The following is a 25,618-nucleotide window of genomic DNA, read 5'->3' on the forward strand; positions in this document are numbered from 1 at the left end:
GGTGGAACCTGGCCGGACGTGCGGGCCTTCATGCACAGTCAGGCTTACGGTGACGCGAAGCAGTACGTCGAATCGTTCGACTGGTCGGGGGGCGGGAAGAATGCTCAGGCCGAGACTCAGGCGTGGTTGAAGGTGCTGAAGGAGGAAGACGACAAGCTACGGGCGGCATCGAGCCTGGTTGCTTTTGTGGCTCCCGACAATTCGCCGTGGCTGAGAAGTCCCCCCGTCTTCGACGTGCCCAACCCCGTACTTCCCGCCGCAGCGGAAGCGGAAGCATCGGTCCTGACGCGGATATTGACGAAACTGACATCGCTGCCAGTCATTGCCGGGATTGCACTGCTTACCTATTCACCGGGTCTGAACGAAGGGGAAGACGAGGAGCTGGAAAAAATCCGCCGGCAGCAGGAAACCTATGCGCGTCAGAAGAAGCTGGCGATTCCTGCGCCGCAGGTGAAGACCGTTGTCCAGGTCAATACGGTCAACAACGAGTGCAAGCCGCAGACGGAAATCAACAAGCAGAACGGGGCGAAATGCGAGAACGATGGCTACGTCCTGATGGAGAGGTCGCTTCGCTACAAACGGCTTGTCGATCCACCGAAGGGCCGGGGCCTCGACGGCCTGTTCGAGAAGCAGGGCGATATGAGCGCACCGAACCCGATGCCGAATATCGTGAGCGAGCCACCACCCGGAGGCAAGCTCGTGTTCATTCCTGAAACCATGAGGCCGCCGAAGCCAGAATACAAGATGCTCAGCCCGGAGGCGACGAGTCCGGTAGCCTATCCGCTGTTCGTGGTATTCGAAGCAAAGCACATATCGAAGAGCTTCGATCCCGACGATACCGAGGGTATAAAGAAGGAAACAAAGCGGCGGCTGGGGGAAACCTGTGATGGCACGCAGATGAGTGTGCCGTGGACTGAAGAACGGATTCCTCAGGCTCTGAACCGAGGTACTAGAGCTGGGAATCTGACTCTAGAGGCTAGTCTAAAAAAAGAACAAAAGATTCGTGATAGCCGATATGCGCGTTGGATTTTCGTTTGCCTCCCCGGCGCAACCGGATCATCGTCCAAGCTGTTCGTGTTGATTGATGTGGTAAGGGCTGGAATGAACATTGACAAGCCAGCCCAGCCTGCCTCACCTTCTCCTGGTACTAGTACATCTGAGAGTTTCGAATGACTGATTTCAACAAAACCCGGCGGCAGAAATTTCTGGATGAGAAGACGTACCTGGATAATAAGTACAGCTATAGCTATGGTATTGAACTCGCAAGTGAATCGCTGGCTTCAGACAAGCCTAAGGCACCCGGCGCCGATGCGAGTAACCGATGGGCAATAGCGTCCAAGAGTCTGCAATTGCTTCTCCTGCAGTACACGGCAGGCTCTCCAGTCGGAGAATTGAAGGCGCTGTTACCTGAGATTATCGAGCGCTTTGATATCTACATTCAGCACGAGGTTTCGCCACGCAGTAAGAACCCGCCCGAGAATGTGGCTGACACACTGGAGATTACCCAGCTTGACGCGTACGTGTATGTGTTCTGGCTGCTGGCGCTATGCAGGCTACTGGGCCATTCCGAGTTCATTCCCAAGATAATCGGTTGGGTGGACAAGACCCGGGAGTACAACCGGGGGCGTGACGGCCTTTTCGAAAACGTAGTGCAGGCACTGACTGGCACGCACGTTGAAGCGCCTCGCGTGGTGCTCCATGCCGTGCCGTATCGCCCGCTCGCGAGTGCGACGGTAAGAGCGCCACAAGAGAGGCCCGCGCTGGTCAATGAGTTTGTCGATGGCTGGTACAAAGGCATGAAGCCGGCTTACTGGCATGGCGCGCACACGGACGGCCTGTACTTCGGCTACTGGTGCCTGGAAGCCGCGCTGGTGACGGTGCTGTGGGACATTGATGACAGCAGCTATCGCGACAATCTCGTGTATCCGAAGGACCTGGTGGACTACGCGCGCCAGCAACAGGCCGCAGCCCGCGCCGCTGACACGCCGAAGCCGCATATCTCGCGTCGAACCGGCGAGCAATGCCCGCATGCAGGGCGCTGGGGGGTTCTCGAATCGCCGGGGGCATTCGTCCAGGAGCGCTTCTTCAAGGAGGGCGATACGTTCCCCGCGGGCATCGGTCGCGACGGCAAGGAAGGCCCGGTGACGTGGGTCGTGATGGGTCGTGAGGATGGTGGTCCGACCCGCGAAGACTGAAGGCATGATCCTTGAGGGAAATTTCGGCACCCGGACGCGGTGCCGCTTTTCGTGTCACCGCTAGCCTCGGTGCTCGTCCACGAGCGCACGCCTGGTGAATTGCGCGTCGCCACGGAAAGCGCAGATGAAGGCCGCGCGGTTCTCTGCTTGTTGATGTTCGTCCAAAACTGACCCACGGGGAGTGCGGCGCGGTCATTGCTTCCGTCTGGCTCGCCAATAGAAAACGTAAGCCAGAGCTTCGGCTGACTGTCGGGCTGAAGGTCCTGCTTGGACGGCGGTCCGCGTTATGCGCCGACGGGGCGGTTTGTTATGCTGTCGCTTCAATTCCGGCGGCGGCTTGCGGGCCCCGCTCGCCAGCCACCGCCTGATCCGAATCCATGCTTCAACTCTTCTACTCGAACCGCTACGAAACGCTGGTCGGCGCGCTGCTCGACGACCTCGGAGAGGCGCCGTCCGACCCGTGGACCGCGCGTCCGGTGATCGTGCCGAGCGCGGCCGTGCGCCGGCGGCTCGAACTCGATATCGCCGCGCGCCAGGGCATCTGCGCGAACATCGACTTCGGTTATCTCGCGCAATGGCTGTGGGCGCGGATCGGCGGCGTGATCGACGTGCCGAAGCATTCGCCGTTCGCGCCGGACCGGCTCGTGTGGCGCTGCTACCGGCTGCTCGCCGACGCGGACGAAGCGCTGCCGTGGAACGCGTCGCCGCGTCTGCGCACCTATCTGGACGCGGCCGATCCGTCGATGCGCTACGAACTCGCGCGACGCGTCGCGACCGTGCTCGACCACTATCTGACCTATCGCCCGGAGTGGCTGCTGCAATGGCAGAAGGGCGGCTCGATCTTCGCGAGCGGCACACCCGACGACACGGGTCCCCGTTTGACCGGCGCGAGCGAGTCGGCGCGCGAGGACGAGCGCTGGCAGGCCGCGTTGTGGCGCGCGGTGCTGGCCGAACTGGCGCAAAGCGCGGAAGAAGCGAGCGGCGCCGCGCGCGGTTCCGTCAACGCGCTGCCGCCCGCGTATCGCTTCCTCGATGAAATCGGCAAGCTCGATCTCGACGCGATTTCGAAAGCGCAGTGGCCCGAGGCGGTCAGCGTGTTCGCGCTGCCGACCATGCCGCCGCTGCATGTCGCGCTGCTACGCGCGTTGTCGCGCTGGATCGACGTACGCCTGTACGTGATGAATCCGTGCCGCGAGTTCTGGTTCGACGTGGTCAGCGAAGGGCGCGTGCAGGCGCTCGACGCGGCCGGCAAGCTCGACTATCAGGAAGTCGGCCATCCGCTGCTGGCCGAATGGGGCCGCCAGACCCAGGCGCAACTGCATATGCTGCACGAGCTGACCGAAAGCGCGGCGTCGGCGGAGACCGGCGAGTTCAGCGAGAACCCCGAACCGAGCTGGCTCGCCGCGGTGCAGAACGGCATCCTCGAACTGCGCGCGGAGAGCGACGCGGAAGAGTTGCCGATCGAACGCGGGATCGAGGTGCACGTGTGCCACAGCCTGTCGCGCCAGCTCGAAGTGCTGCACGACCGCCTGCTCGGCTGGTTCGACGAATTCGACGACTTGCAGCCGTCGGATGTGCTGGTCGCGGTCTCGGATCTGGCCGCGGCCGGCCCGCTGATCGACGCCGTGTTCGGCACCACGCCGGCCGGCGACACGCGTCGCATTCCGTACCGGATCACCGGCTTGCCGCCGTCGCAGGCGAACCCGGTCGCGCGTCTGCTGCTCGACTGGCTCGCGCTGCCCGAGCGCAGCGTCGGCGCGCCGGATCTGATCGAATGGCTGCGCGTCGATGCGATCGCTGTGCGCTACGGGATCGATGCGAACGCTTTGGAGGCCGCGCAGGAATGGCTCGCGGCGGCCGGCGCGCGGCGCGGGCTCGCGCCGCTCGAACCGGTCGGCGAGCACGTGCCGGTCGCGCGCCATACGTTCGCCGATGCGCTGACGCGGCTCTATCTCGGCTACGCGATGCCGGCCGGCGGCGAGCCGGTCGATGCGTGGCTGCCGGTCGAAGGCGCGGACGGCTCGGGCGCGGAACTGCTCGGCCGGCTGTCGCGCTTCGTTGAAGATGTCGAGAGCTTCGCGGCGAACTGCGCGCTCGAACGCACGCCGGCCGAGTGGTCGCAGCTGCTGCTCGAAACGCTCGGCCAATGCTTCGACGGCGGCGTCGAGTTCGCCGATTCGCTGGCGGCGGTGCGCGATGCGCTCGACGCGATGAGCGCCGCGATGCAGGCGGGCGCGCAGCAGGTGCCGTTGCCGGCGTCGGTGGTGCGCAGCGCGCTCAGCGAAGCGCTCGACGACCCCGCGCGCGGCGGCGTGCCGTGGGGCAGCGTGACGTTCTCATCGCTGACCAGCTTGCGCGGCTTGCCGTTCCGCGTCGTGTGTCTGGTCGGCATGGACGACGGCGTGCTGCCGTCGCTCGCGCGGGCCGACGAGTTCGATCTGATGGCCGCGTTCGGCAAGGCCGGTGACCGCCAGCGCCGCGACGACGAGCGCAATCTGTTTCTCGAGCTGCTGCTGGCCGCGCGCGAGCGGCTCTTCATTTCGTACACCGGCCGCAGCATTCGCGACAACGCGCCGTTGCCGCCGGCCGCGCTGGTCGATGAACTGCTCGACCACCTCGCGCAGGTGTCGGCGGGCGAACACGCGAGTCCCGCGGAGGTCGAGCACGCGCGGCGCGAGTTCCTGGTCGAGCATCCGTTGCAGGCGTTCGCATCGGACTATTTCGCCGCGCAGCCCGATCTGTTCACTTACGACGCCGACCGCGCCGAACTCGCGACGCTGCTCGCCGAACCGCAGCATGCGCCCGCCGCGCCGTTCTTCGACCAGCCGTTGCCGCCGGAAGACACGCGGGAAATCGAGTTCGACGACTTCGTGCGTTTCTGGCGTCATCCGGCGCGCGCGCTGCTGCGCGATCGCCTCGGCATCGCGCTCGCCGATGCGCAGGGCGAGCTGCTCGATACCGAGCCGTTCGAACTCGACTACGCGGGCCGCGACGCGCTCGCCGACCGTCTGCTGCCGGTGCTGCTCGATACCGATACCGACGACGACACGATGTTCGGCCGCGTACAGCGCGTCGCCGCCGCAAGCCCCGAACTGCCCAACGGCGCGACCGGCGCGGTATGGCGTTCGCGCGAACTGAACGCGTTGCGTCAACTGGCGCTCGCGGTGCGCCGCGAAGTGGCGTCGGGCGTCGAGCGCCTGCCGTTCGCGCTGGAGATCAAGCCGCGCTGGCCGTCGTTCGACGACAGCGCCGCTCACGGCCAAGGCCCGATCCGGCTGTTCGGTGCGTACGACGCGCCGCTGCGCGAGGCCGCGGAGGCCACCGCTGCCACCGCTGCAACCCAACCACCGCTGCAATTGCGCGGCACCCTGAATCTGCTGACTGGAACCGGACAGGTGATTTTTCGTTACGCCAAGGCCACCGCGCGCGACTACCTGTCCGCGTGGCTCGCGCATCTGGTCTATTGCGCGGCGCAGCCTCAGGGGCCGCGCCGCACGGTCTGGCATGGCAGCGGCGAGAGCTTCGAGTTCGCGCCGGTCGCCGCGCCGCTCGAACAACTCGCGCCGCTCGTCGCGCTGTATCGCGCGGGCCGCCGGTTGCCGCTGCGCTTTTTCCCGAAGAGCGCGTGGACCAAGGTCAGCGAGAGCGACTCCGCTGCACAAGGCGTGTGGATCAACGACCGCGTGCGCGGCGAATCCGACGACCCGGCATTGCGCATCGCGCTGCGCGGCACGCCGCTCACGCTCGACGAACCGTTCGGCAGCCTCGCCGCGCTGGTCTACAAGCCGTTGCTGCAACATCTGCGGAGCGTGTCATGAGCGACGCGCTGCATCATCAGGCACTGGTCGCCGACGAACTCGACGTATTCGCGTGCGCGCTCGACGGCGTGAACCAGATCGAAGCATCGGCGGGCACCGGCAAGACGTGGAATATCTGCGCGCTGTACGTGCGCCTGCTGCTCGAAAAGAACCTGAACGCCGATCAGATCCTCGTCGTCACGTTCACGAAGGCGGCGACCGCCGAGCTGCATGAGCGGATTCGCGGCCGGCTCGCGGAGCTGCATCGCGCGATCGAGATGGACGACGACGGCGGCGATCCGTTCGTGCGCCGGCTGTTCGAAACGACGCTCGCGCCGGAAAACGGCATTGAGCGCGACGCCGCGTTGAAGGTCGTGCGCCGCGCGCTGCGCACCTTCGATCAGGCCGCGATCCACACGATCCACGCGTTCTGCCAACGCGCGTTGCAGGAGGCGCCGTTCGCCGCCGCGATGCCGTTCGCGTTCGAGATGGAAGCCGACGACGCCGCGCTGCGCTTCGAGCTCGCCGCCGATTTCTGGCGCGAGCAGGTCGAGCCGGTCGCGCACGCGCATCCGGCGTTCGCCGCGTGGCTGGTCGCGAAACGCGCGGGCCCCGCGTCGCTCGACGAGCAGCTCGCGCGACGCCTGAAAAAGCCGCTCGCGCAGCTGCGCTGGGGCAATGTCGCGGCCGATGGCGCGAGCGCCGATGCGCAGGCCGGCTTCGACGCCGCGTGCGAACTGTGGCAGGCCGAGCGCGACGCGATCGTCGCGCTGCTCAACGACGCGCAGGAGCGTCTGAGCAAGACCAGCCACAAGCCCGAGCACGTTAGCGCCGCGATTGCCGCGTGGAACGACTACTTCGCGCAGGGCGACTGCCACGCGGCGCCGCCGCGCGCCGCGTTGAAGCTGACCGTGTCGGCGTTGAAGAAGGCGACCAAGGTCAAGTTCGAGCCGCCCGCGCATCCGTTCTTCGAGCACGCGGAGGCGCTCGCGGCGGCGGTGGTCGCGGCCGAAGCCGCGCAGCGCGCGCGCTGGCTCGCGCTGGTGCAGACGTGGCTCGACTACGCGCCGGTCGAACTGGTCGCGCGCAAACGCACCCGCCGGGTGGTGTCGTTCGACGATCTGCTCGCGAACCTGTATCGCGCGCTGGCCGCGCATCCGTGGCTCGCCGAGGCGCTGCGCAGCCGCTATCCGGCCGCGCTGATCGACGAGTTCCAGGATACCGATCCGTTGCAGTTCGCGATCTTCAGCCGGATCTTCGCGCCGGCCGGGCCGCTGTTTCTGGTCGGCGATCCGAAGCAGGCGATCTACAGCTTCCGCGCGGCCGATCTGCACACCTATCTGGCGGCGCGCGAGTCGGCTTCCGCGTGCTACACGCTGGCGGTCAACCAGCGCTCGACCGCGCCGATCGTCGACGCGTGCAACCGGGTGTTCGAAGCGAACCCGCGCGCGTTCGTGCTCGACGGGCTCGACTATCAGCCGGTGCGCGCGGGCGAGCGGCGCCGCGCGCCGTTCGTCGATGCGGATGTTGCCGCGGACGAACGCGATTTCCGCGTCTGGACATTGCCGCAAGGCGACGCCGCGCTAAGCAAACGCGACGCGCAGCGCGCCGCGAGCGAGGCGTGCGCGGCCGAGATCGTGCGGCTGCTGCGCGGCGCGCGCGGCGGCGCGGTGACGCTCGGCGAACGGGCGCTCGCGCCGGGCGATATCGCGGTGCTGGTGCAGACCCACAAGCAGGGCAGCCTCGTCAAACGGGTGCTGGCGGCGTGGGGCGTCGGCAGCGTGGAGCTCGCGCAGGCGTCGGTGTTCGCGACGCTCGACGCTGAGCAGATCGAACGCGTGCTGGCGGCAATCGATACCCCCGGCGATCTGCGCCGGCTGCGCGCCGCGCTCGCGACCGACTGGCTCGGGCTCGACGCGGCCGCGCTATGGCGTCTGACCCAGGTCGCGGACGCGCCGGCGGTGCCTGACGATCCGACGCAAGCCGCCGATGCGATGGGCTGGGTCGAACGTTTCTCGCGCTACCGGATGCTGTGGCACGACCGCGGCTTCGCGGTGATGTGGCGCACGCTGATGCGCGAGTTGCGGGTCGCGCAACGGCTCGTCGCCGGTGTGGATGGCGAGCGCCGTCTGACCAACGTGAACCACCTCGCCGAACTGATGCAGGCGCGCGCGGCGACCCAGCCGGGCATCGCGCCGACCTTGCGCTGGCTCGCCGCGCAGCGCGAGCAGGGCGGCGGCGAAGACGCGCAATTGCGGCTCGAATCGGACCGCAACCTGGTGCAGATCGTCACCGTGCACAAGTCGAAGGGTCTCGAATACGCGGTCGTGTTCTGCCCGTTCCTGAACGACGGCGGCTTGCGCGAACCGCCGTCGTCGGGCTTGCCCGATGCGCGCGAATATCACGACGACAGCGGCGACGCGGTGCTGCATTACGGCTGCGACGACGAAGAGGCCGAGCGGGCGTCGCGTTACGCGGTGCGCGAGCAGGCGGCGGAGCGCGCGCGGCTCGTCTACGTGGCGCTCACGCGCGCGGTGTATCGCTGCTATCTGGTCGCCGGCACCTATCTGTCGGCGCGCTCGACCAAGGAGTCGCGCCGCAGCGTGCTGAACTGGCTGATCGGCGGCGCGGGCCACACGTTCGACGCCTGGCTCGCGGAGCCGCCCGACGAAGCGGCGCTCGCCGCCAGCTGGCAGGCGCTCGGCGGCGGCTCGATCAGCTTGCAGCCGCTGCCCGAAGTGACGCGCCGCGTGCCGCTCGAAACCTTGCAGGATCAGAGCGCGCATCTGCTGGCGCGCGCAACCCGGCGGCCGCTGCGCGATCAGTGGCGGATGGCGAGCTTCAGCGGACTGATCGCGGCGGGCGGCAGGAGCGCCGACGCGCACGTGCAGGCGCCGCACGAAGAGGTGCGGCCCGATCACGATGAAATCGTCGACGCGCTGGAGGCGGCGCCGCTGCTCGCGCCGCTGCCGGCGACGCCGGCGCCCACCCACGCGGACGACGACATTCTCGGGTTCCCGCGCGGCGCGGCGGCCGGCGAGTGTCTGCACCGGATGTTCGAACTCGCCGATTTCAGCGATCCCGACACGTGGCGCGACGCGATCATCGGCGCGCTGCGCGAGCGGCCCGCGCCGGCCGAACCGGAACTCGCGGTGCGTTTGCCCGCGATGATGCAGCGGCTGCTGGCCGATGTGGTCTCGACCGAGCTGGTGCCGGGGATGACGCTCGCGCAGCTGAATCCGCGTCGCCGGCTGAACGAAATGGAGTTTCTGTTCGCCGCGCCGTCGCTCGATTTTCCGGCGCTGCGCGAGCTGCTGATCGAATACGGTTACCCCGATGTCGCGCTGGAGCCCGGTGTGCTGCGCGGCTTCGTCAAAGGATTTATCGACATGATCGTCGAGCATGACGGCCGCTTCTGGATCGTCGACTGGAAATCGAACCATCTCGGCGATAGCGCCGCCGATTACTCGGCCGCGCCGCTCGAAGCGGCGATGGCGAGCCACGCGTACCACCTGCAGGCGCTGCTTTATACGGTCGCGCTGCATCGCTATCTGAAGACGCGGGTGCGCAACTATGCGTACGACACGCATATCGGCGGCTACCTGTATCTGTTCGTGCGCGGCGTGCGGCCCGACTGGCGCGATGCCGACGGCGCGGCCGGCGTGCACGTGCGGCGCGCGCCGTTCGAACTGGTGGCGCTGCTCGATGCGGCGATGATCGGAGGTGGCGCATGAGCATGCTCGAACAGGACGTGCCGGCGCCGCTTGGGCTCGAAGACATCGGCGTCAATCTGCCCGCGCCGGCCGACTTCAGCATTGCGCTGGCCGAAGGTTTCGCGCGGCGTATCGGGATGCTGGCGCGGCGCGGCGGCGCGTCGACCGAGATCGTGAAGTGGGCCGCGCGCGCCGCGTTCGCGGCGAGCCGCGCGACCGCCGAAGGGCACGTGTGCGTGCCGCTGGCGACGCTCGCGCGCCGCTTCGATGCGTCGAGCGCCGAAGTGCGCGCGGCGCTGTCCGCGAGCGGGATGGCGAGCGTGCTGAGCCACGACGATGCGCAACCGGCCGCCGCGTTGCGGCCGCTCGTGATCGATGCGCAGGGGCGGCTGTATCTCGCGCGTTACTACGATTACGAGCGGCGCCTTGCGCGCGCGCTCGTCGCGCATGCGGCGGGCGACGAGCAGGGTGCGGCTCTCGACAGCGATCCCGCCGCGTTGCGCGAACGTCTGTTGCGCTATTTCGGGGTGCCAAAGGACGACCAGGTCGACTGGCAACGCGTCGCGGCGGTGATGGCGCTGTCGGGGCGGCTGACGATCGTCAGCGGCGGCCCCGGCACCGGCAAGACCACCACCGTGGTCGGCGTGCTCGCGTGTCTGCTCGATGCGCGCGCCGATCTGCGGATCGCGCTCGCCGCGCCGACCGGCAAGGCCGCGCAACGGATGCAGGAAGCGCTGCTCGCGCGCGCCGGCGACTTGCCGCCGGCGCTTGCCGCACGCTTGCCGCAGACTTCGTACACGCTGCATCGGCTGCTGGGCTCGGGGCCGGGCGGGCGCTTCCGGCATCATCGCGACAACCCGCTGCCGTACGACGTGGTGGTGATCGACGAGGCGTCGATGATCGACGTCGCGATGGCCACCCATCTGCTCGACGCGATCGCGCCGCACACGCGGCTCGTGATGCTCGGCGACAAGGACCAGCTCGCGGCGGTCGAGGCCGGCGCGGTGTTCGCCGAACTGAGCGCGCGGCCGGCGCTGACGCCGAGCGGCTTGCGGCGGGTCGCGCAGGCGCTCGATCTCGACGAGGCGCGGCTCGCGAACGCGTTGCCGCGCGCGGCGGGTGAATTCGACGACGCGCCGCCGGACGATTTCTTCGTGCCGCCGGAAGCGTTGGAGCCCGCGTTCGATCAGCGGCCGGGCGCGGGCGGCGATCTGTTCGACGCGCTTGCCGATGAGGGTGCCGAGGCGGACGGTGGTCTGGCCGAAGCGCAACCGCACTCGGTACGCTCGACACGGATCGCGCAATCAGCGCAATCAGCGCAATCAGCGCAGCCCGCGCGCGGCGCCAATCCGCTCGCCGATTGCGTAGTCTGGCTCGAGCGCAACTACCGGTTCGGACTCGAATCGCCGATCGGCCGGTTGTCGCTGGCGATCCGCAACGGCTCGCCCAGCGACGCGCTCGGCGTGCTGCAAATCGACCCGGTCGAACCGTGCGCGGCGGCGTTGCACGAGGACGCGCACACGACGCTGACCGAGCGCACGATCGCGCGACTCGCGGCCGGCTTCGCGCCGTACGCGCGGGCACTGGCCGCGGCGCTCGCCGGCGACGCGCCCGATCCGCTGCCGCTGTTCGACGCGCTGAATCGCTTCCGGATTCTGTGCGCGACGCGGCTCGGCGCGCGCGGCGTCGATCAGGTGAATGCGGCGATGGCGGCCCAGGTGCGCCGGGCGGCGGGCGTCACACTCGCGGTCGGCGCGCAATGGTTCGCCGGCCGGCCGGTGATGGTCACGCGCAACGACTACGCGCTCGGGCTGTTCAACGGCGATATCGGGATTGCGCTGCCGGGCGCGGGCGGCGCGCTGCGGGTCTATTTCCGCAGCGGCGACGGTGGTGTGCGGGCAGTGTCGCCGGCCGCGCTGCCGCCGCACGATACCGCGTTCGCGCTGACGGTCCACAAGTCGCAGGGTTCGGAGTTCGAGCACGCGGTGCTGGTGTTGCCGGCCGCGTTCAGCCGGGTGTTGTCGCGCGAACTGGTGTACACCGCGATCACGCGCGCGCGCGAACGGGTCGAAGTGATCGGCGCGCGCGCGGTGTTCGTGCAGGCGGTGGCGACGCCGACCCAGCGCGATTCGGGGCTGGCCGCGCGGATCGCGGATGCGCGGCGGTGAGCGCCTAGCCGGCGACGCCGCTCGCCGGCGCGCCGTCCTGCAGCCGGCTGCGCATCGTTTTCCGGTACCACAGCGTCCACAACGCGAGGCCGCCATAGATGCCGTAGCCGATGAACGGCGACACGACGAGGAAGCGTTCGACCGGCCACGTCAGCGCCATCCATGCGCGCAGCGCGGTTTCGGCGGTGAGTCCGATGCCCCACACCAGCGTCATGAAGCGCATCGCCGATGCGAGGCCGGGGCGCTCGCGCCACAGCGCCTCGAAGTGAGCGGCGCCACCGGCCATTTCGCGCGCGACGCTCGCGCGGGCGAGATAGAAGATCAGCGGCCGGCGCATCGGCAGCGACAGCAGGAACACCACGCCGATCGCGCCGGAGATCAGCGACTCGCGCAACAGCAGCATGCGCGCGTTGCCGCCGAGCGCCATCGCCGCGACCGACAGCACGATGCCCGCGAGCACCATCACGCTGAGCGCATCGACGCGGCGAAAGCGCGCGAGCTCGATTGCGCTCCACACGAGCGGCGGCACCGCCGACGCGATCAGCGCGCCGGTCTCGCCGACGTACGGCCGCGCGAGCCGGTATGCGAGCCACGGCAGCAGGAAGTTGACGACCAGTTCGAGCACGAAGCCCGGGCGGATTTTCATGCGAATTTACGCTGTAAGCGAAAGCGGCAGTATCGATGGAGCGGACGCGCCGCGGCAAATGGTTTTTCGTTGCCGGCGGCGTGGCGAGGGACCGGCGCTTGCGGGCCGTGTATCCCGTATCTGACGTATGTCGCGTTGGCCGTCCCGCGCACCACTTGTACACTGACGACTCCCCACCTGACCCAAGCTATGACCTCCCGCTACCCGATCCCGCCGAACGAAATCGAATTGACCGCCGTGCGCGCGCAAGGGGCGGGCGGCCAGAACGTCAACAAGGTATCGAGCGCGATCCATTTGCGTTTCGACGTGCGGGCGTCGTCGCTGCCCGAGGTGTTGAAGATGCGCCTGCTGGCGTTGTCCGATCATCGGCTGACGCGCGACGGCGTCGTCATCATCAAGGCGCAGGAACACCGGACTCAGGAGATGAACCGCGCGGCGGCGCTCGCGCGGCTCGATGAGCTGATCGAAAGCGTCAGCGTGACGCGCAAGACGCGTGTCGCGACCCGGCCGACGCGCGCGTCGAATCGGCGGCGGCTCGAGGGCAAGGCGAAGCGCAGCGAGGTCAAGTCGGGGCGGGGGCGGGTTCACGAGTAGGCTTTGCCGCAGAACCGGCTCCCAGCGTTCACTGCCACTGCTCAGGCGTGTCGACTACCGCTTACCGCGCCGGCTGGCGCGAACCTCCGCGAGCGGCGCGGCCGCCGGCACGAAATCGACGCACAGCACGTGGGTGCCGCCGCTGTCGAACGCGATCGCCGCGGTGTAGCAGTCCTGACCATCGGCGAGCGAATAATGCGGACCCATCATCGCGACCCGTCCCGGCGCGGCGAGCGCGTGCCGGAAATACGCGCGCCGCGACCAGTTGCTGCGGGTCTCCGCATAGAGCGGCGCGAGCCGCCGCGGCGGGGGCGGCACCGATGCGGCCGTCACCGAGGGCAGCGTCTGCTCGCCCTGGCCGTCGGTGAGAAACACGCGGCGCGCCTCGGGCAGATGCCAGATGCGCTGCGCAGCCTGTTCGAGATTGCCGGTGCTTTTGTAGACATCGACGGCGGCCAGCACCGCCTCGGCGAAGCCCTCGAAGCCGAGCCGCTGATGGCTCGCATGCGCGCGTTCGTAGTCGGCGAATTTGCTCCAGATCGACGCGATCAGCTCCGGCACCCTGGTGCAGGCCGCCTGCACCGAACTCTTCGGTAGACCGAACCAGAAGCCCTGCACGAAATCGACGTCGGCCTGCATCAGGATCATCAGCTCTTCGTCGGTTTCGACGCCTTCGGCCAGCACCAGCGTGCCCGACTGATGCAGCATCGCGATCAGATGGCTGATCATCGACTCGTCGCCCTCGCGCTTGCCGGCGCGCGCGACCAGCGAGCGGTCGAGCTTGACGATGTCGGGGCGAAAGCGCCACACGCGGTCGAAGTTCGAAAAGCCGGTGCCGAAATCGTCGATCGCGATCAGGAAGTCACGCGGCTGCGACGCGGCGAGCATGCTGGCGACCGCGGATTCGTCGTCGGCCGGCTGCTCGAGCACCTCGATCACGATGCGCTCCTGCGGCAGCCCGAAATGCGCGGACAGTTCATCGATGAACGCGCGCTGCGGCCAGCCGGTCTCGAACACCTGCGGGCGCGTGTTCAGGAACAGCCAGCCGGTGCTGATGCCTTGCTCCATGAAGTTCGCGACATGCAGACAGCGCGCGATGCGGTCGAGCTCGCGCGCCTCGGCGGCCGAGCGGGTGCCGGAAAACAGCACTTCCGGCGAGACCGGCAGACCGACCGGATCGAATGCGCGCAGCAGTCCCTCATAGCCGACCACGCACTGATGGGTGACCGACAGCACCGGCTGAAACACGCTGTGCAAGGTCAGCGCGCGCCATGTCGCGGTCCAGCCGGACTCGCCGCGAACCAGATGCGGGAGCAGGCCGCTCAGACTCAATTCGCTGACGGATGGCATAGACGCGGGCATGAGAGCTGACATGGGATGGTTGCGGCAAGCGGGTGAGAGGGCGCGCAAACCCATTCGGCGCGCAATGGCGGCTCGCCTGAAGCGTCGCCGGGGCAACGCGGATACGGCCCGGGAACGCGGAGGACGATGCCAGTCATGCTGGATTCCGGCGAATTGGTCAAAATCAGTCTAGCAGTTTGGCGCGCGCAACAATGTGCGGGGTATCACAAACACCCACGCCCGAAAATTGCCCGCAAACCGGCCACCCGTGGCCTTCCGACAATGCATTGCGAATAATTCGCCGAACCGTTCGGAGCCGGAGCCGGCGCGAGATCGATTCTCAATCACAATCATTGCCCTACATGCCGAGCGTAACAGGGCGGGAAGTGCCCGCCCGCCAAATTCCAGGCACGGATGATGCGTCCGCGGGCGGCCCACGATAGCGGCTTGCGTAGTTGTGGGACGGGGCTCCGGCCGCGTTCCGGCTGGCCGGGCCGGCGCGGTTCGAGGTAGCCCTGAGAGCCCTGGCGCGCTGGCGGACGGAGACGGGATTGTTGCGCAGCCGTGCTGGTGGCGGGCGTATCGGCAGGTTCACCGCGGCACGGTTATGCTGCTGCTTTTCTTGAAAAGGAGATGAGGTAATGGCGGAAATCGCGGTGGTCGCAATTTCGGTGGCGAAGCCGGGCCATGAGGAGCAACTGCGCGTGGCCCTCGAAGGTATCGTCGGGCCGACGCGCGCTGAAGAGGGCGTGCTGCAGTACGACTTGCACCGCGACCTGCAGGAGCCGCGCCGGTTCGTGTTCGTCGAACGCTGGACGAGTCAGGAGGCGCTGGCCGCGCATGCGCAATCGGCGCATATCCAGGCGTACCGCGTAGCGGTTGCGGACTGGGTCGAGCACGCGGAAATTCGCGTCGTGTCGAAGATTGCGTGATGGTCGGCGGCGCGCCTGCGACGCGCATCCGCGCGCCGCGTGGCCTGCCGCCTCGCGCGTGACCGCGCTTTAGTGCGACGCTTGCGGCACGTCGAGAATCAGGATGATGGTCCAGTCAGCGTCGCCGTCATGGTGATACTGGCGCTCGGCGACGATGAACGGCTGCTGCTTGCCGGCCGGCCCGAGGAACAGCACGTCGCCTTCCATCGGCAGGCATTCGACGGGCGGCAGCGCGAGGTACGCTTCCTGACCGCCGCGCGGCATCAGTTTTTCGATCTTGCGTGATGCTGCTTCGGTCCATTCGATATCTAGCTGGATGTTGCTCATGCTGTCCTCCGCACCTGAGTGCGCACGGGTTAGGGGATGCCGGCGGGGCGCCGGGCGGTGCGCGACTTTAGCATACCGAAAGCCGAGCGCCCGCGGCCTTGCGCGGTGGCGAGGCGGGTGAGCCGGCGTGCTCGCGCCGCGTCGTAGCCGCGGCGGCCGGTGCTGTCTTCATGAGGAACGGGCAGATAACAAAAAAGCCGAAACCGGCGATGCCGGCTTCGGCTTTTTCACCTGCACGGCGAGAACCGCGCGGCGAGACCGTTACGTGGGCTTAGGTGCCCGCGTCGGGGGCCTTCTTGTTGTGATGGTGCGGAGCCATCTTGTGATGCTTGGCCGGCGTGGCAGGCGCGCTGTCCATCGCTTGCTGGCGATTTTGCAAGTCTTGCGCGCGCTGTTCGATGTCCGCTGCCTTAGCCGGATCGGTGCTGGTTCTGATGCCGGCATCTTGCGCGTAGGCCGCGCCCGTTACGGCACAGAGGGAAACCAGGATCGCCAGGGACACTTTCTTCATCGTTACCTCCGTAGAGTGGTGGTGGACCCAAGTATTGCCTGTCCATCAGGAAAGACAATGCATTCTATCCAGCAAACTCCGCTCCAGCCGATGGGTTTGTAACCGCGCTAAACATTTGTTACATCTCGTAATTGCCGTCGATGCGCAATGCGTCGAACCGGCCTGCGCAGCGGGGCTCTCCCCATCTCGGCCTGGCGTTCGAGCGCGTGGCGGCCGCGTCCGCAAATGCTTCGCACGGTTAAATAACGCGCGTTCCCGCACCGGCTGCTCAGAACCAGCCGATCGCGCTATACACATGAAACTGCGCAATCCCGACCAGCTCGTGCAGCGCGATTTCGGCGACCGCCAGATTGCCGAAGCGCGGCAGCACGCCGAGTCGGGCGGAGCGCGCGCTGGAGATCTGCGGCTGCGGTTCGACGCCGAAGTGCTCGAAGTCGAGCAGCGCGCGCGGCATCTGATACGCGGACGTGACAAGTATCAACGTGTCGTAATGAGATTGGCCAACAATGGCCGATACGTTGCGGGCGTTTTCGTAGGTCGTGCGGCTGGTCGCTTCGAGCACGATGTCCGAGCGCGCCACCTGTCGATCCAGCAGGTAGGGCAGGTAGGTGTCGGCTTCGGTCGCGCTGTGTCGCTGCGGATTGCCGCCGCTCACGATCACCTGGCAACTGAGCGCGGTGCGCTTGCAGGCGGCGTAGTTCTGCGCGGTGACTTCGATGCGCGTGAGCACGTCGCGTGGCGGCACCAGCTCGTGGTCGTCGTCGTAGACCGTGCCGCCGCCGAGCAGAATGATTGCGGTGTGGGGCGCAAACTTCGCGGGCGCGGCACTGTTGCGTTGCGGTTGCGCGAGATCGAGCAGCGGCGCGGCCAGCCAGCCGGCCGCGAGTAGCCAGAACAGCGCAAGCGCGCAGATTACAAGGGGGCGACGGGCGCTTTTCCACAGCACGATTGCTGCAAAAAAAAGCGCTAATAAAATGAATAGAATCAATTTAAATGGGGTAACGTATGTCTTTCGGGACAAATCTACGGGCTTGCCATCGCGCCGCGGCGGTTGCATCGTCGGTTCGTAGAGAGAACGCTAGCACGACGTTCAGACGGGGGTTCCGAAAGCGAGACCAGGCAGCATCTGCTGGGAATCCGCTGCCGCATGGGCGGCGAGCTTCCGGACAGAAGCGGGTGCCACGCGCGTCACCGGTGGCGCGGTGAAGCGTGGGCACGGATGTGTCATAGCTGCACTTTAAGAAAGAAGTGAGATGACCACGTATTCCAACGAAGCCGTACTTGAAGCGCTGCGGCGAGCGCAATATCGTCAGGTTCCCTGGGCCAGAAGGCCCGGTGTCTTCCAATATCTCCGCGCGCTGGGTCTGATGGATACCGTTAGACAGCGCACCGTTGCACCGGCCCCCGGCTTTCATGCCCCAGTCGACATCGCCGTGCTCACCGAGCGCGGCAAAGCCGAGTTCGCGCGGCTCGAGCACGACGAGCGTCTGCTCACGTGGACCGCGCAACGCATGAACGATTACGTTCTGGCCGCCGAGCGGCAGTCCGTTGCGGCGGTCGAGGTAAGGCCTTAGCTCAGGGTTCATCGCTGTTCAGATTCGTTGTCCGCCAGGGCGTACCGCCCCTGGGCGGGCCGCCTGTTCCGCTGACCGGCTGCCGCGCGCGGCAGGGGAGCGATACGCTGCTCTCCCGTCGCGCGCGACCGCGCGTGCGCGCCGGCCGATCTCCAAGGTGTTTCGCATACCCTTCCGCCCGAAAAAAAAGCCCGTATCGCGAAGATACGGGCGTACCGGAATTACTACTGCCACGCTGTGCTAATGGCGTTGAATCAGACTGGCGCGGCGCCAGGTGGTTCCCCGCTTATTCAGCGTTGCGACAGCGATCGTTCCGGTATTTCGCGCGGCATCCATCGTTTCCGTCCGGCCTGGCACGTCAACGGCGCCGCGGTTCATCGCGAGGCGCATCGGACCGCGCCCGCACGTTGCTGGCGATATCCCCGCGCAGATCCCCGCGCGGCGCCGGCGGCGTGAAGTCGCGATTGCGCGCTTCGCTTTGCTGCCACGCTTCCAGCGTAGCCGGTCGATCCGGTCGCCAGTTCCATCCTTGCGGGCGTTGTTGAGCGAATGCCGGTGCGGCCATCGATGAAATCACAATGCCGCACAACAGCAGTGACATTGGTTTCATACCAAGCTCCCCCCTAAGCCAATTGACTCAAGGTCTGTTTGCATAGGTACAAACTTATGCCGCGTTGCGAAAGCACGCTGTAATTAATAGTAAATGGATGTTTCGCGCGGAGCGTTTTGCTCGCTTCGGGTGTCAGAGGCAGCGCCGGCGACAGGTGGGGAAGGTCGTGCGCAATGGGTCGTCCAAAGGGCGCCGCGGGATCGCCGAAGCACGTTTGGGCGTGTCGGGCAGGAGAGGGGCGCGCACCGCGAAGCCGCGCCGGTGATGAACGCTAACCGGATCGGATGGCGGCGCCGATAAAAAACCGGGCGCCCGCAGGCGCCCGGTATAAGGCAGTGTCGCGTCAGGCCATCTTGACCGGCGCGCGCCACGATTCCGGATTGGTCCAGAATGCGCCGCGCAGACGGTCCCGACTCGGCGGTGCCGGCGGTTTGGCCGCCGTCGCGCCGATCCGGCCGCGCAGCGAAATTTCGCGGCCGCTGGTGCCAAGCCGCTTCACAATTTCAGCGAGCGTGCCGTCGGCTTGCCACTCGTCGAAGCGTCGCCGGCACGTCGGCGGCGACGGGTAGCGGCCGGGCAGCTTGGACCAGCCTTCGCCCGTCGACAGCACCCACAGCACCGCATTAACCACCGCGCGCGCTTCCACTCGCGGCCGGCCACGCCGTTCGCTCCGCGCCGGCTCGGCACAGAACAAAGCCTCGACTAGCGCCCACTCGTTGTCTCTCAAATCATCGAACAGCATCATGTTTCACCTCAGCGAAGCTAACTCCGGTGCGCTGCCCCGCGCCGCGCACTCTTCAGGGACTCGATAGGCGAGTGTTAAAGGGAACGGGCTTGCCACGCTTTGCCAGCCAGCCGGAAATCATGGCGCCGTCCCTGTGCGTCTCGTAATGCACGAACTATGCCAATCTGATTCCGATTGCCTGAAAGCCTTGTGGCGGCGGGCCAGCACGGGCGCCGACCAGGGCCGTATAAGAATCCAAAAAACCCATCTCGCAAATCGGGACAATCACCAATCTTGTGCAGACAGGCCCGGCCAGCGTGCGTCCGCGCCTTTTTGCTGCATTGCAGCGAAGACGCCGAAACGCCCACCCCAGCACGGGCTTGGCCGTACAATGCGCATCAAATTGCATTATTGATGAGGGCTGCAAATGAATGTGACGCTGCGACAACTAAGGGTTTTCATTGAGGTCGCGCGCCTGCAAAGCTTCAGTCGGGCCGGCGATGAAATCGGGCTCACGCAGTCGGCGGTCAGCCGCTGTGTGCGCGAACTCGAAAGCGAGATCGGGCTGAAGCTGATCGATCGTACGACGCGCGAGGTGCAGTTGACCGATGTCGGCGGCAACCTGGTGTCGAGCGTGTCGCGCCTGCTGTCGGATCTCGACGACGCGTTGCGCGAGATCCGCGAAATCGGCGAGCAGCGCCGCGGCCGGGTCGTGGTGGCGGCGAGTCCGACCGTCGCGTGCCGCTTGATGCCGCGGGTCGTGGCCGCGTGCGTGCGGCAGTTTCCGTATGTGACGCTCGGCTTGCGCGACGACGTGCAAAGCGACGTGGTGCGCAAGGTGAAGTCGGGCGAGGTCGATTTCGGCGTGATCATCGGCCCGTTTGCCGACGACGATCTGCTCAGCGAGACACTGATGACCGACTCGTTCTGCGTGGTCTCGCGCGACGACCATCCGCTCGCCGCCCTCGAACAGGTCGCGTGGCAGGATCTCGACGGCGAGCAGCTGGTGATGCTCGATTACGCATCCGGCAGCCGGCCGATCATCGACGCCGCGATGCAGGCGCAGGGCGTCAACGCCAGCGTGGTGCAGGAGCTCGGGCATTCGGCGACGGTATTCGGGCTGGTCGAAGCGGGCGTCGGCATCAGCGTGTTGCCGTGGCTCGCGCTGCCGCTGCCGGCGGGAGCGTCGCTGGTTGCGCGGCCGCTGGTGCCGCGCGCGGAGCGGCGGGTCGAACTGGTGCGGCGGCGCGACCGCTCGCTGTCGCCGGCCGCCGAAGCGGTGTGGGATCTGATCCGGCAACTGCCCGGACGGGCGGAGGAGTTGAACTGACGGGGGCGCGCGCTACACTAGCGCCTCCGCGGCGCCCGCTGGTAGCGTGTGCGCCGAATCTGATCTTTTCATCCCCCCGGAAGCCCCGATGAGCGAATTGGACCTGCCTGTGCCCTCCATCCCGAATGCACGCGACGCGGTGCGCGCGCTGCGCCCGTCGCAGATCCGTGAAGTCGCCAACGCCGGTTTCGGCGTCGAGAACGTGCTGCCGTTCTGGTTCGGCGAGTCCGACCGCGTGACGCCGGCCTTCATCCGCGACGCCGCGAGCACCGCGCTCGCCGCCGGCGCGACCTTCTACACCCACAACCTGGGCATCGCGCCGTTGCGCGCCGCGCTGGCCGGCTATGTGAGCGAACTGCACGGCGCGACTTCCGCTGAGCAGATCGCGGTCACCAGCGCGGGCGTCAACGCGCTGATGCTCGCCGCGCAACTGGTGGTCGGCGCGGGCGACCGCGTGGTCGCGGTGACGCCGCTGTGGCCCAATCTGGTCGAGATTCCGAAGATTCTCGGCGCGCACGTCGAAACGGTTTCGCTCGGCTACGGCGAGCACGGCTGGCAGCTCGACCTCGGGCAATTGCTGGCTGCGCTGACGCCCGACACGAAGATGCTGATGATCAACTCGCCGAATAATCCGACCGGCTGGGTGATGAGCCGCGATGATCAGCGCGTCGTGCTCGAGCACTGCCGCCGGTACGGCATCTGGATCGTCGCGGACGAAGTGTACGAGCGGCTTTACTACCCCGAGGCCGCGAGCGCCGCCCGCACCGCGCCGTCGTTCCTCGATCTGGCGACGCGCGATGAACGGGTGATCTGCGTCAACTCATTCTCGAAGGCGTGGCTGATGACCGGCTGGCGGCTGGGCTGGATCGTCGCGCCGACCGCGTTGATGGACGACCTGGGGAAGCTGGTCGAGTACAACACGTCGTGCGCGCCGTCGTTCGTGCAGCAGGCGGGCATCGCCGCGCTCGAGCAGGGCGAGCGCTTCACCCAGGAGCTGGTGCAGGACCTGAAGGCCTCGCGCGATCACCTGGTGCGCGCGTTGTCGGCGGTGCCGGGCGTCGACGTGAAGGCGCCGCTGGGCGCGATGTATCTGTTCTTTTCGATGCCGGGCTCGGCGCACAGCCTCGAGTTGTGCAAGGCGATGGTGCGCGAGGTCGGGCTGGGCATCGCGCCGGGCAGCGCGTTCGGGCCGCAGGGCGAGGGTTTCGTGCGCTGGTGCTATGCGTGCGATACCGCGCGGCTGGATGCGGGCGTCGAGCGTCTGCGGCAGTTTCTGGCGCGGCACCCGCGCGGCTGACGGGCGTCTGCGCTGACAGCTGTGCACGGTGGCGCGGGCCGCGGTCGGGTCGCGCCACCGCCGCAAGCGCGCCGGCTTGGGTGCGCACCCACGCCGCAATTTCCCTCGCGGCGGGTTTTCCTGTCGCGCGTCAGGCGTGTTACACACCTTGCCGCACGGGCTCGCCGGCCCGCTCGCGGCAAGCGATGCACGGCTGATGCGGCTTTACGCCCCGGTCGTTTTTGCGTAATATGGCGCTCAGTCACGCGATTCCCTTCAGGAATATCGCTGCTCCGTCCGGCTGGGTCTGGCTCGATAAGTCTGTTCGCCGCCCCCCGGTGCGTGCTCCCATCAATATGACCGATCAGAATCGGGCGAGCGCGTCTTCAGTTCCACATCGTCTGTTTGATCCGGTTCTTTGACCACAGGGTCTGACCTAGCTGCATGAATACCCAAGAGGCGAAGATCGTCCTCGAGACTGCCTTGATCTGCGCGCAGGAGCCGTTAAAGCTCGGCGAATTGCGCAAGCTCTTTGCCGACGGCGTGTCGGCAGACACCGTTCGGACCTTGCTCGAAGACCTTAAGCGGGACTGGTCTGGGCGCGGTGTGGAGCTGGTCGGGCTGGCGTCGGGCTGGCGGTTTCAAAGCAAGCCCGCGATGCGTTCGTATCTGGATCGTTTGCATCCGGAAAAACCGCCGAAATATTCGCGCGCGGTTCTCGAAACGCTCGCGATCATTGCCTACCGGCAACCGGTGACGCGGGGCGATATCGAAGAAATTCGCGGTGTGACGGTGAATACACAGGTCGTCAAGCAGCTGGAGGATCGCGGCTGGATCGAAGTGATCGGACATCGCGACGTGCCGGGACGTCCCGCGCTGTACGCGACTACCCGGCAGTTCCTGGACGACCTGGGCCTGACGGCGCTCGACGAATTGCCGCCGCTCGCGGATCCGTCCGCGCAACTGAACGCCGATCTGCTGGGCCAGCACGCGATTGAATTCGCCGAGGGCGACGCGCAGAGCGCGGCTTCGGACGAAACGCTCGAACACGCGCCGCAAGCCGAACCGGCAGGCGAGCCGGATTCGCAACCGGCAGCGGAGCCCGCCGGCGCGACCGGCACGGCAGATGCTGCCGATCCGGATAGCGCGGCGCAGGAGCAAGAAGCAACAGAACAGACTGAACCGGCACGCGCGGCGACCCAGCCCAGCGTCGCCGGCTCGGCGCAGCATCACGATCCGGTCCCCCAGACCGATCCGGCAACACCCGCGCACGACTCGGGCGTGTCTCGCGATACGGAGCACGTCGCCGAGCCGAACCCGATCGAAGCGGCGCACGACGATCCCGAGGATCGCCGCGATGCCGCGCAGGACGCAGGCTTTCTGACCGACGACGAAACCGAGTCGCGCAGCGCCTGACGTAACCGAACTTTTTAGCCGCGCCCGCAATGGGCGCGCGCGACCTGACACTTTGAGGTTGTTTTGACACATACCCACGACACCGATTCGTCCGAATCCGAGCGCGCCGTGCCGTCGGCGCGGACCGACGAAGCGCGCACCACGCAAGCGTCGGCCGGCGAGGGCGAGCGCCCGGCGCAGAATCCGGAAGCGGACGGCGAAGAGCGTCCGCGCCGCGGCCTGCGTCGCGGGCCGCGCAGCCTGATCGCGCGACGCCGCGCCGGGGCGAAGACGAAGGCCGCCGAAGGCGCGCCCGCCCAGGGCGCGCCGGTCGTTACCGAGGCGCCGCCGGACGGTGAGGTCGTCGCGCAGGTGCGCATGCCGCGCAAGGACGCGGGCGCGCGCCAGGGCGGCCGACGTAATGCAGCTGGCGCGAAGCAGGGCGCGCCCCGCGAAGGCCAGCAGCGCGAGCGTCAGCCGCGCGAAGGCGGTCAGCGCCAGAACCGCCGCGGCGGTGGCGATGCGCCCGCGGCCGCCGAGACTCCTCAAGACGATCTGTTCTCGTACGTGACGTCGCCGGCGTTCGACGCCGACAACAGCACGACGGGCGGCGTGCGCGCGCCGATGCTGCGCCGTGGCAAGGCCGCGGCCCCGAAACGCGTGCTGTCGCCGGACGACGACGCGCCGAAGCTGCACAAGGTGCTGGCCGAAGCGGGCATGGGTTCGCGCCGCGACATGGAAGAGCTGATCATCGCCGGCCGCGTGTCGGTGAACGGCGAGCCGGCCCACATCGGTCAGCGCATCATGCCGACCGACCAGGTTCGCATCAACGGCAAGCCGGTCAAGCGCAAGCTGGCCAGCAAGCCGCCGCGCGTGCTGCTGTACCACAAACCGACCGGCGAAATCGTCAGTCACGCGGATCCGGAAGGCCGTCCGTCGGTGTTCGACAAGCTGCCGCCGATGAAAACCGCCAAGTGGCTCGCGGTCGGCCGTCTCGACTTCAACACCGAAGGTCTGCTGATGCTGACCACCTCGGGCGATCTCGCGAACCGCTTCATGCATCCGCGTTATAGCGTCGAGCGCGAGTACGCGGTGCGGGTGGTCGGCGAACTCGCCGAAGGGATGCGCCAGAAGCTGCTGCACGGCGTCGAACTCGAAGACGGTCCGGCGAACTTCCTGCGCATTCGCGATGGCGGCGGCGAGGGCACCAATCACTGGTATCACGTCGCGCTGGCCGAAGGCCGTAACCGCGAAGTGCGCCGGATGTTCGAAGCAGCCGGCCTGATGGTGAGCCGGCTGATCCGTACGCGTCACGGCCCGATTTCGCTGCCGCGCGGTCTGAAGCGTGGTCGCTGGGAAGAGCTCGAGGACAATCAGGTGCGCGCGCTGATGGCGTCGGTCGGCCTGAAGGCGCCGGCCGAAGAGCGCAGCGGCGGTCGCAATGCGGCGCCGGAGCGCCGTCAGCCGGATCCGATGCAGACTTCGATGGGCTTCATCAACCGTGAGCCGGTGCTGATGTCGCATAGCCGGTTCGAGCAGCAGCCGCGTGGCCAGGGGCGTCGCGGCGCGGCGGGCGGTGGTTTCGGTGGCGGTGGCGGTGGTGGCGCTGGCGCGGGCTTCGGCGGCGGCCTGGGCGGCGGTTATGGCAATCGCGGCGCAGGCGGTCAGCGTGGCCGGGATGTCGACGGCAATCGCGCGCCGTCGCCGAATGGCAATCGCGCGCGTCCCGGCGCGGGTGCCGGTGCTGGTGCCGGCGGCAAGCGTGCCGGCGCGCCGGGCAATGCGGGCAACCGCGGTGCCGGCGGTAATCGTGGCGGCAACGGCAATCGTGCAGGCGGCAATACGAATCCGGGTGGCGCGAATCGTGGCGGCGCAGGCGCGCCGCGGGGTCGCTCGCGCGGCCGTTAAGCGGGATTGCGGGCGCTGGCGGAGATGGTCACGGCGAGTGGCCGTCGTCTGCCGGGCCGCAAACGGCCACCACTGTGGTCGCGCCCGGGTGGCGCTCCTACAAGCTCCGAGCAGAAATACTGCTCGTGCAAAAAGGCGAGGCGGTTACTCGCCTTTAAGTATTTATGGCGCTTCGCCACGTATCGCATTCGACGAGCTTCCGGATCTTTTGGCGCCGATTGAACGCACGTGGCAGCCCAATAAGGGCTGGATCGCAGCAACGCATCTACCGCCTCCTGCCGACACAGCTTCGCAGCACTGCCGGCCGCCTTGCAAAAGCCGCGGATCGCAGCCATATCGGCCAAAGATTCCCATGAAATCAAGCGGAAATGCATGCTGCACGGCATCCGGCAGATTGCGTTTGAACCGAAAAAAGGCTACAATCGCGAAGTCGCTGGGCGTACGGTTTCAATGTGCGGCTCAGGTGCGACCACCGGCAATAAGATGATGGGCGTTCAGCCCATTTTTTTTTGCCGCTCAGTTCTTCGTGGTTCGGCATCTCGGGTTCGCATGAACGTGCGCCGGCTTGGCGCGCGGC

At 67.2% G+C, this 25,618-nt stretch carries 18 protein-coding genes and 1 pseudogene; 12 read left to right on the forward strand and 7 right to left on the reverse strand.

Annotated elements, in window-relative coordinates; all coding sequences use genetic code 11:
• The 5 genes from BTH42_RS35370 to BTH42_RS08635 form a co-directional block, all read left to right on the forward strand.
• A partial coding sequence (locus tag BTH42_RS35370; protein WP_075297910.1) for a hypothetical protein occupies nt 1-1,173 on the forward strand: 1,173 nt, incomplete at its 5' end.
• The gene (locus BTH42_RS08620; RefSeq protein WP_075297912.1) at nt 1,170-2,195 is read left to right on the forward strand and encodes a PoNe immunity protein domain-containing protein; all 1,026 of its coding nucleotides are present in this window, start codon (nt 1,170-1,172) and stop codon (nt 2,193-2,195) included. The genes BTH42_RS35370 and BTH42_RS08620, both read left to right, overlap by 4 nt.
• Nucleotides 2,196-2,572: 377 nt before the next feature.
• The gene (gene recC, locus BTH42_RS08625; protein WP_075297914.1) at nt 2,573-6,013 is read left to right on the forward strand and encodes an exodeoxyribonuclease V subunit gamma; all 3,441 of its coding nucleotides are present in this window, start codon (nt 2,573-2,575) and stop codon (nt 6,011-6,013) included.
• Nucleotides 6,010-9,726 (forward strand): exodeoxyribonuclease V subunit beta, encoded by a 3,717-nt coding sequence (gene recB, locus BTH42_RS08630; protein WP_075297916.1) that lies wholly within the window; start codon nt 6,010-6,012, stop codon nt 9,724-9,726. Before recC ends, recB begins: the two co-directional genes overlap by 4 nt.
• Entirely contained in the window at nt 9,723-11,873 is a 2,151-nt protein-coding gene (locus BTH42_RS08635; RefSeq protein ID WP_075297918.1) for an AAA family ATPase, read from the forward strand. The genes recB and BTH42_RS08635 overlap by 4 nt, the downstream gene beginning before the upstream one ends.
• Before the next feature lie 4 nt (nt 11,874-11,877).
• On the opposite strand, the gene BTH42_RS08640 is transcribed toward BTH42_RS08635, so the two are convergent.
• Nucleotides 11,878-12,519, reverse strand: coding sequence for a VC0807 family protein (locus BTH42_RS08640; RefSeq protein WP_075297920.1), 642 nt, complete (start codon nt 12,517-12,519; stop codon nt 11,878-11,880).
• A gap of 189 nt (nt 12,520-12,708) precedes the next feature.
• Here BTH42_RS08640 and arfB point away from each other — a divergent pair, with 189 nt between their 5' ends.
• Entirely contained in the window at nt 12,709-13,113 is a 405-nt protein-coding gene (arfB, locus tag BTH42_RS08645) for an alternative ribosome rescue aminoacyl-tRNA hydrolase ArfB (protein WP_075297922.1), read from the forward strand.
• Between the two features lie 54 nt (nt 13,114-13,167).
• Here arfB and BTH42_RS08650 read toward each other — a convergent pair whose 3' ends face one another.
• A complete protein-coding gene (locus tag BTH42_RS08650; RefSeq protein WP_075297924.1) occupies nt 13,168-14,463 on the reverse strand; it encodes an EAL domain-containing protein in 1,296 nt (431 codons plus the stop codon).
• A gap of 632 nt (nt 14,464-15,095) precedes the next feature.
• Between BTH42_RS08650 and BTH42_RS08655 the strand changes: the two genes are divergently transcribed.
• Nucleotides 15,096-15,386: a putative quinol monooxygenase gene (locus BTH42_RS08655; RefSeq protein WP_075297926.1), complete on the forward strand. Its 291-nt coding sequence runs from the start codon at nt 15,096-15,098 to the stop codon at nt 15,384-15,386.
• 69 nt (nt 15,387-15,455) lie between these two features.
• Here BTH42_RS08655 and BTH42_RS08660 read toward each other — a convergent pair whose 3' ends face one another.
• The 3 genes from BTH42_RS08660 to BTH42_RS08670 form a co-directional block, all read right to left on the reverse strand.
• On the reverse strand, nt 15,456-15,713 hold the full coding sequence (locus tag BTH42_RS08660; RefSeq protein ID WP_075297928.1) for a DNA-binding protein: 258 nt from the start codon (nt 15,711-15,713) through the stop codon (nt 15,456-15,458).
• Between the two features lie 271 nt (nt 15,714-15,984).
• On the reverse strand, nt 15,985-16,224 hold the full coding sequence (locus BTH42_RS08665; protein ID WP_075297930.1) for a hypothetical protein: 240 nt from the start codon (nt 16,222-16,224) through the stop codon (nt 15,985-15,987).
• Between the two features lie 268 nt (nt 16,225-16,492).
• Nucleotides 16,493-17,212, reverse strand: a complete 720-nt coding sequence (locus BTH42_RS08670) for a YdcF family protein (protein ID WP_372237251.1) — start codon at nt 17,210-17,212, stop codon at nt 16,493-16,495.
• A 265-nt stretch (nt 17,213-17,477) separates the two neighbouring features.
• On the opposite strand from BTH42_RS08670, the gene BTH42_RS08675 reads away from it, so the two are divergent.
• Nucleotides 17,478-17,798, forward strand: coding sequence for a hypothetical protein (locus BTH42_RS08675; RefSeq protein WP_075297934.1), 321 nt, complete (start codon nt 17,478-17,480; stop codon nt 17,796-17,798).
• A 358-nt stretch (nt 17,799-18,156) separates the two neighbouring features.
• Here the strand turns inward: BTH42_RS08675 and BTH42_RS35925 are convergent, their stop codons facing one another.
• Together BTH42_RS35925 and BTH42_RS08685 are read right to left on the reverse strand one after the other, a co-directional pair.
• A complete protein-coding gene (locus tag BTH42_RS35925; RefSeq protein ID WP_075297936.1) occupies nt 18,157-18,408 on the reverse strand; it encodes a hypothetical protein in 252 nt (83 codons plus the stop codon).
• 346 nt (nt 18,409-18,754) lie between these two features.
• Nucleotides 18,755-19,150, reverse strand: a pseudogene (locus tag BTH42_RS08685) (transposase); the annotation flags it as partial.
• 409 nt (nt 19,151-19,559) lie between these two features.
• Between BTH42_RS08685 and BTH42_RS08690 the strand changes: the two are divergent.
• The 4 genes from BTH42_RS08690 (at nt 19,560) to rluB (ending at nt 25,041) form a co-directional block, all read left to right on the forward strand.
• On the forward strand, nt 19,560-20,462 hold the full coding sequence (locus BTH42_RS08690; RefSeq protein WP_075297938.1) for a LysR family transcriptional regulator: 903 nt from the start codon (nt 19,560-19,562) through the stop codon (nt 20,460-20,462).
• Nucleotides 20,463-20,550: 88 nt separating this feature from the next.
• A complete protein-coding gene (locus BTH42_RS08695) occupies nt 20,551-21,759 on the forward strand; it encodes a pyridoxal phosphate-dependent aminotransferase (protein WP_075297940.1) in 1,209 nt (402 codons plus the stop codon).
• A 423-nt stretch (nt 21,760-22,182) separates the two neighbouring features.
• A complete protein-coding gene (gene scpB, locus BTH42_RS08700; RefSeq protein WP_075297942.1) occupies nt 22,183-23,154 on the forward strand; it encodes an SMC-Scp complex subunit ScpB in 972 nt (323 codons plus the stop codon).
• Between the two features lie 63 nt (nt 23,155-23,217).
• Entirely contained in the window at nt 23,218-25,041 is a 1,824-nt protein-coding gene (gene rluB, locus BTH42_RS08705; RefSeq protein WP_075297944.1) for a 23S rRNA pseudouridine(2605) synthase RluB, read from the forward strand.
• Nucleotides 25,042-25,618 lie beyond the last annotated feature (577 nt).

The sequence above is a fragment of the Burkholderia sp. SRS-W-2-2016 genome (assembly GCF_001931485.1).
GTDB lineage: Bacteria > Pseudomonadota > Gammaproteobacteria > Burkholderiales > Burkholderiaceae > Paraburkholderia.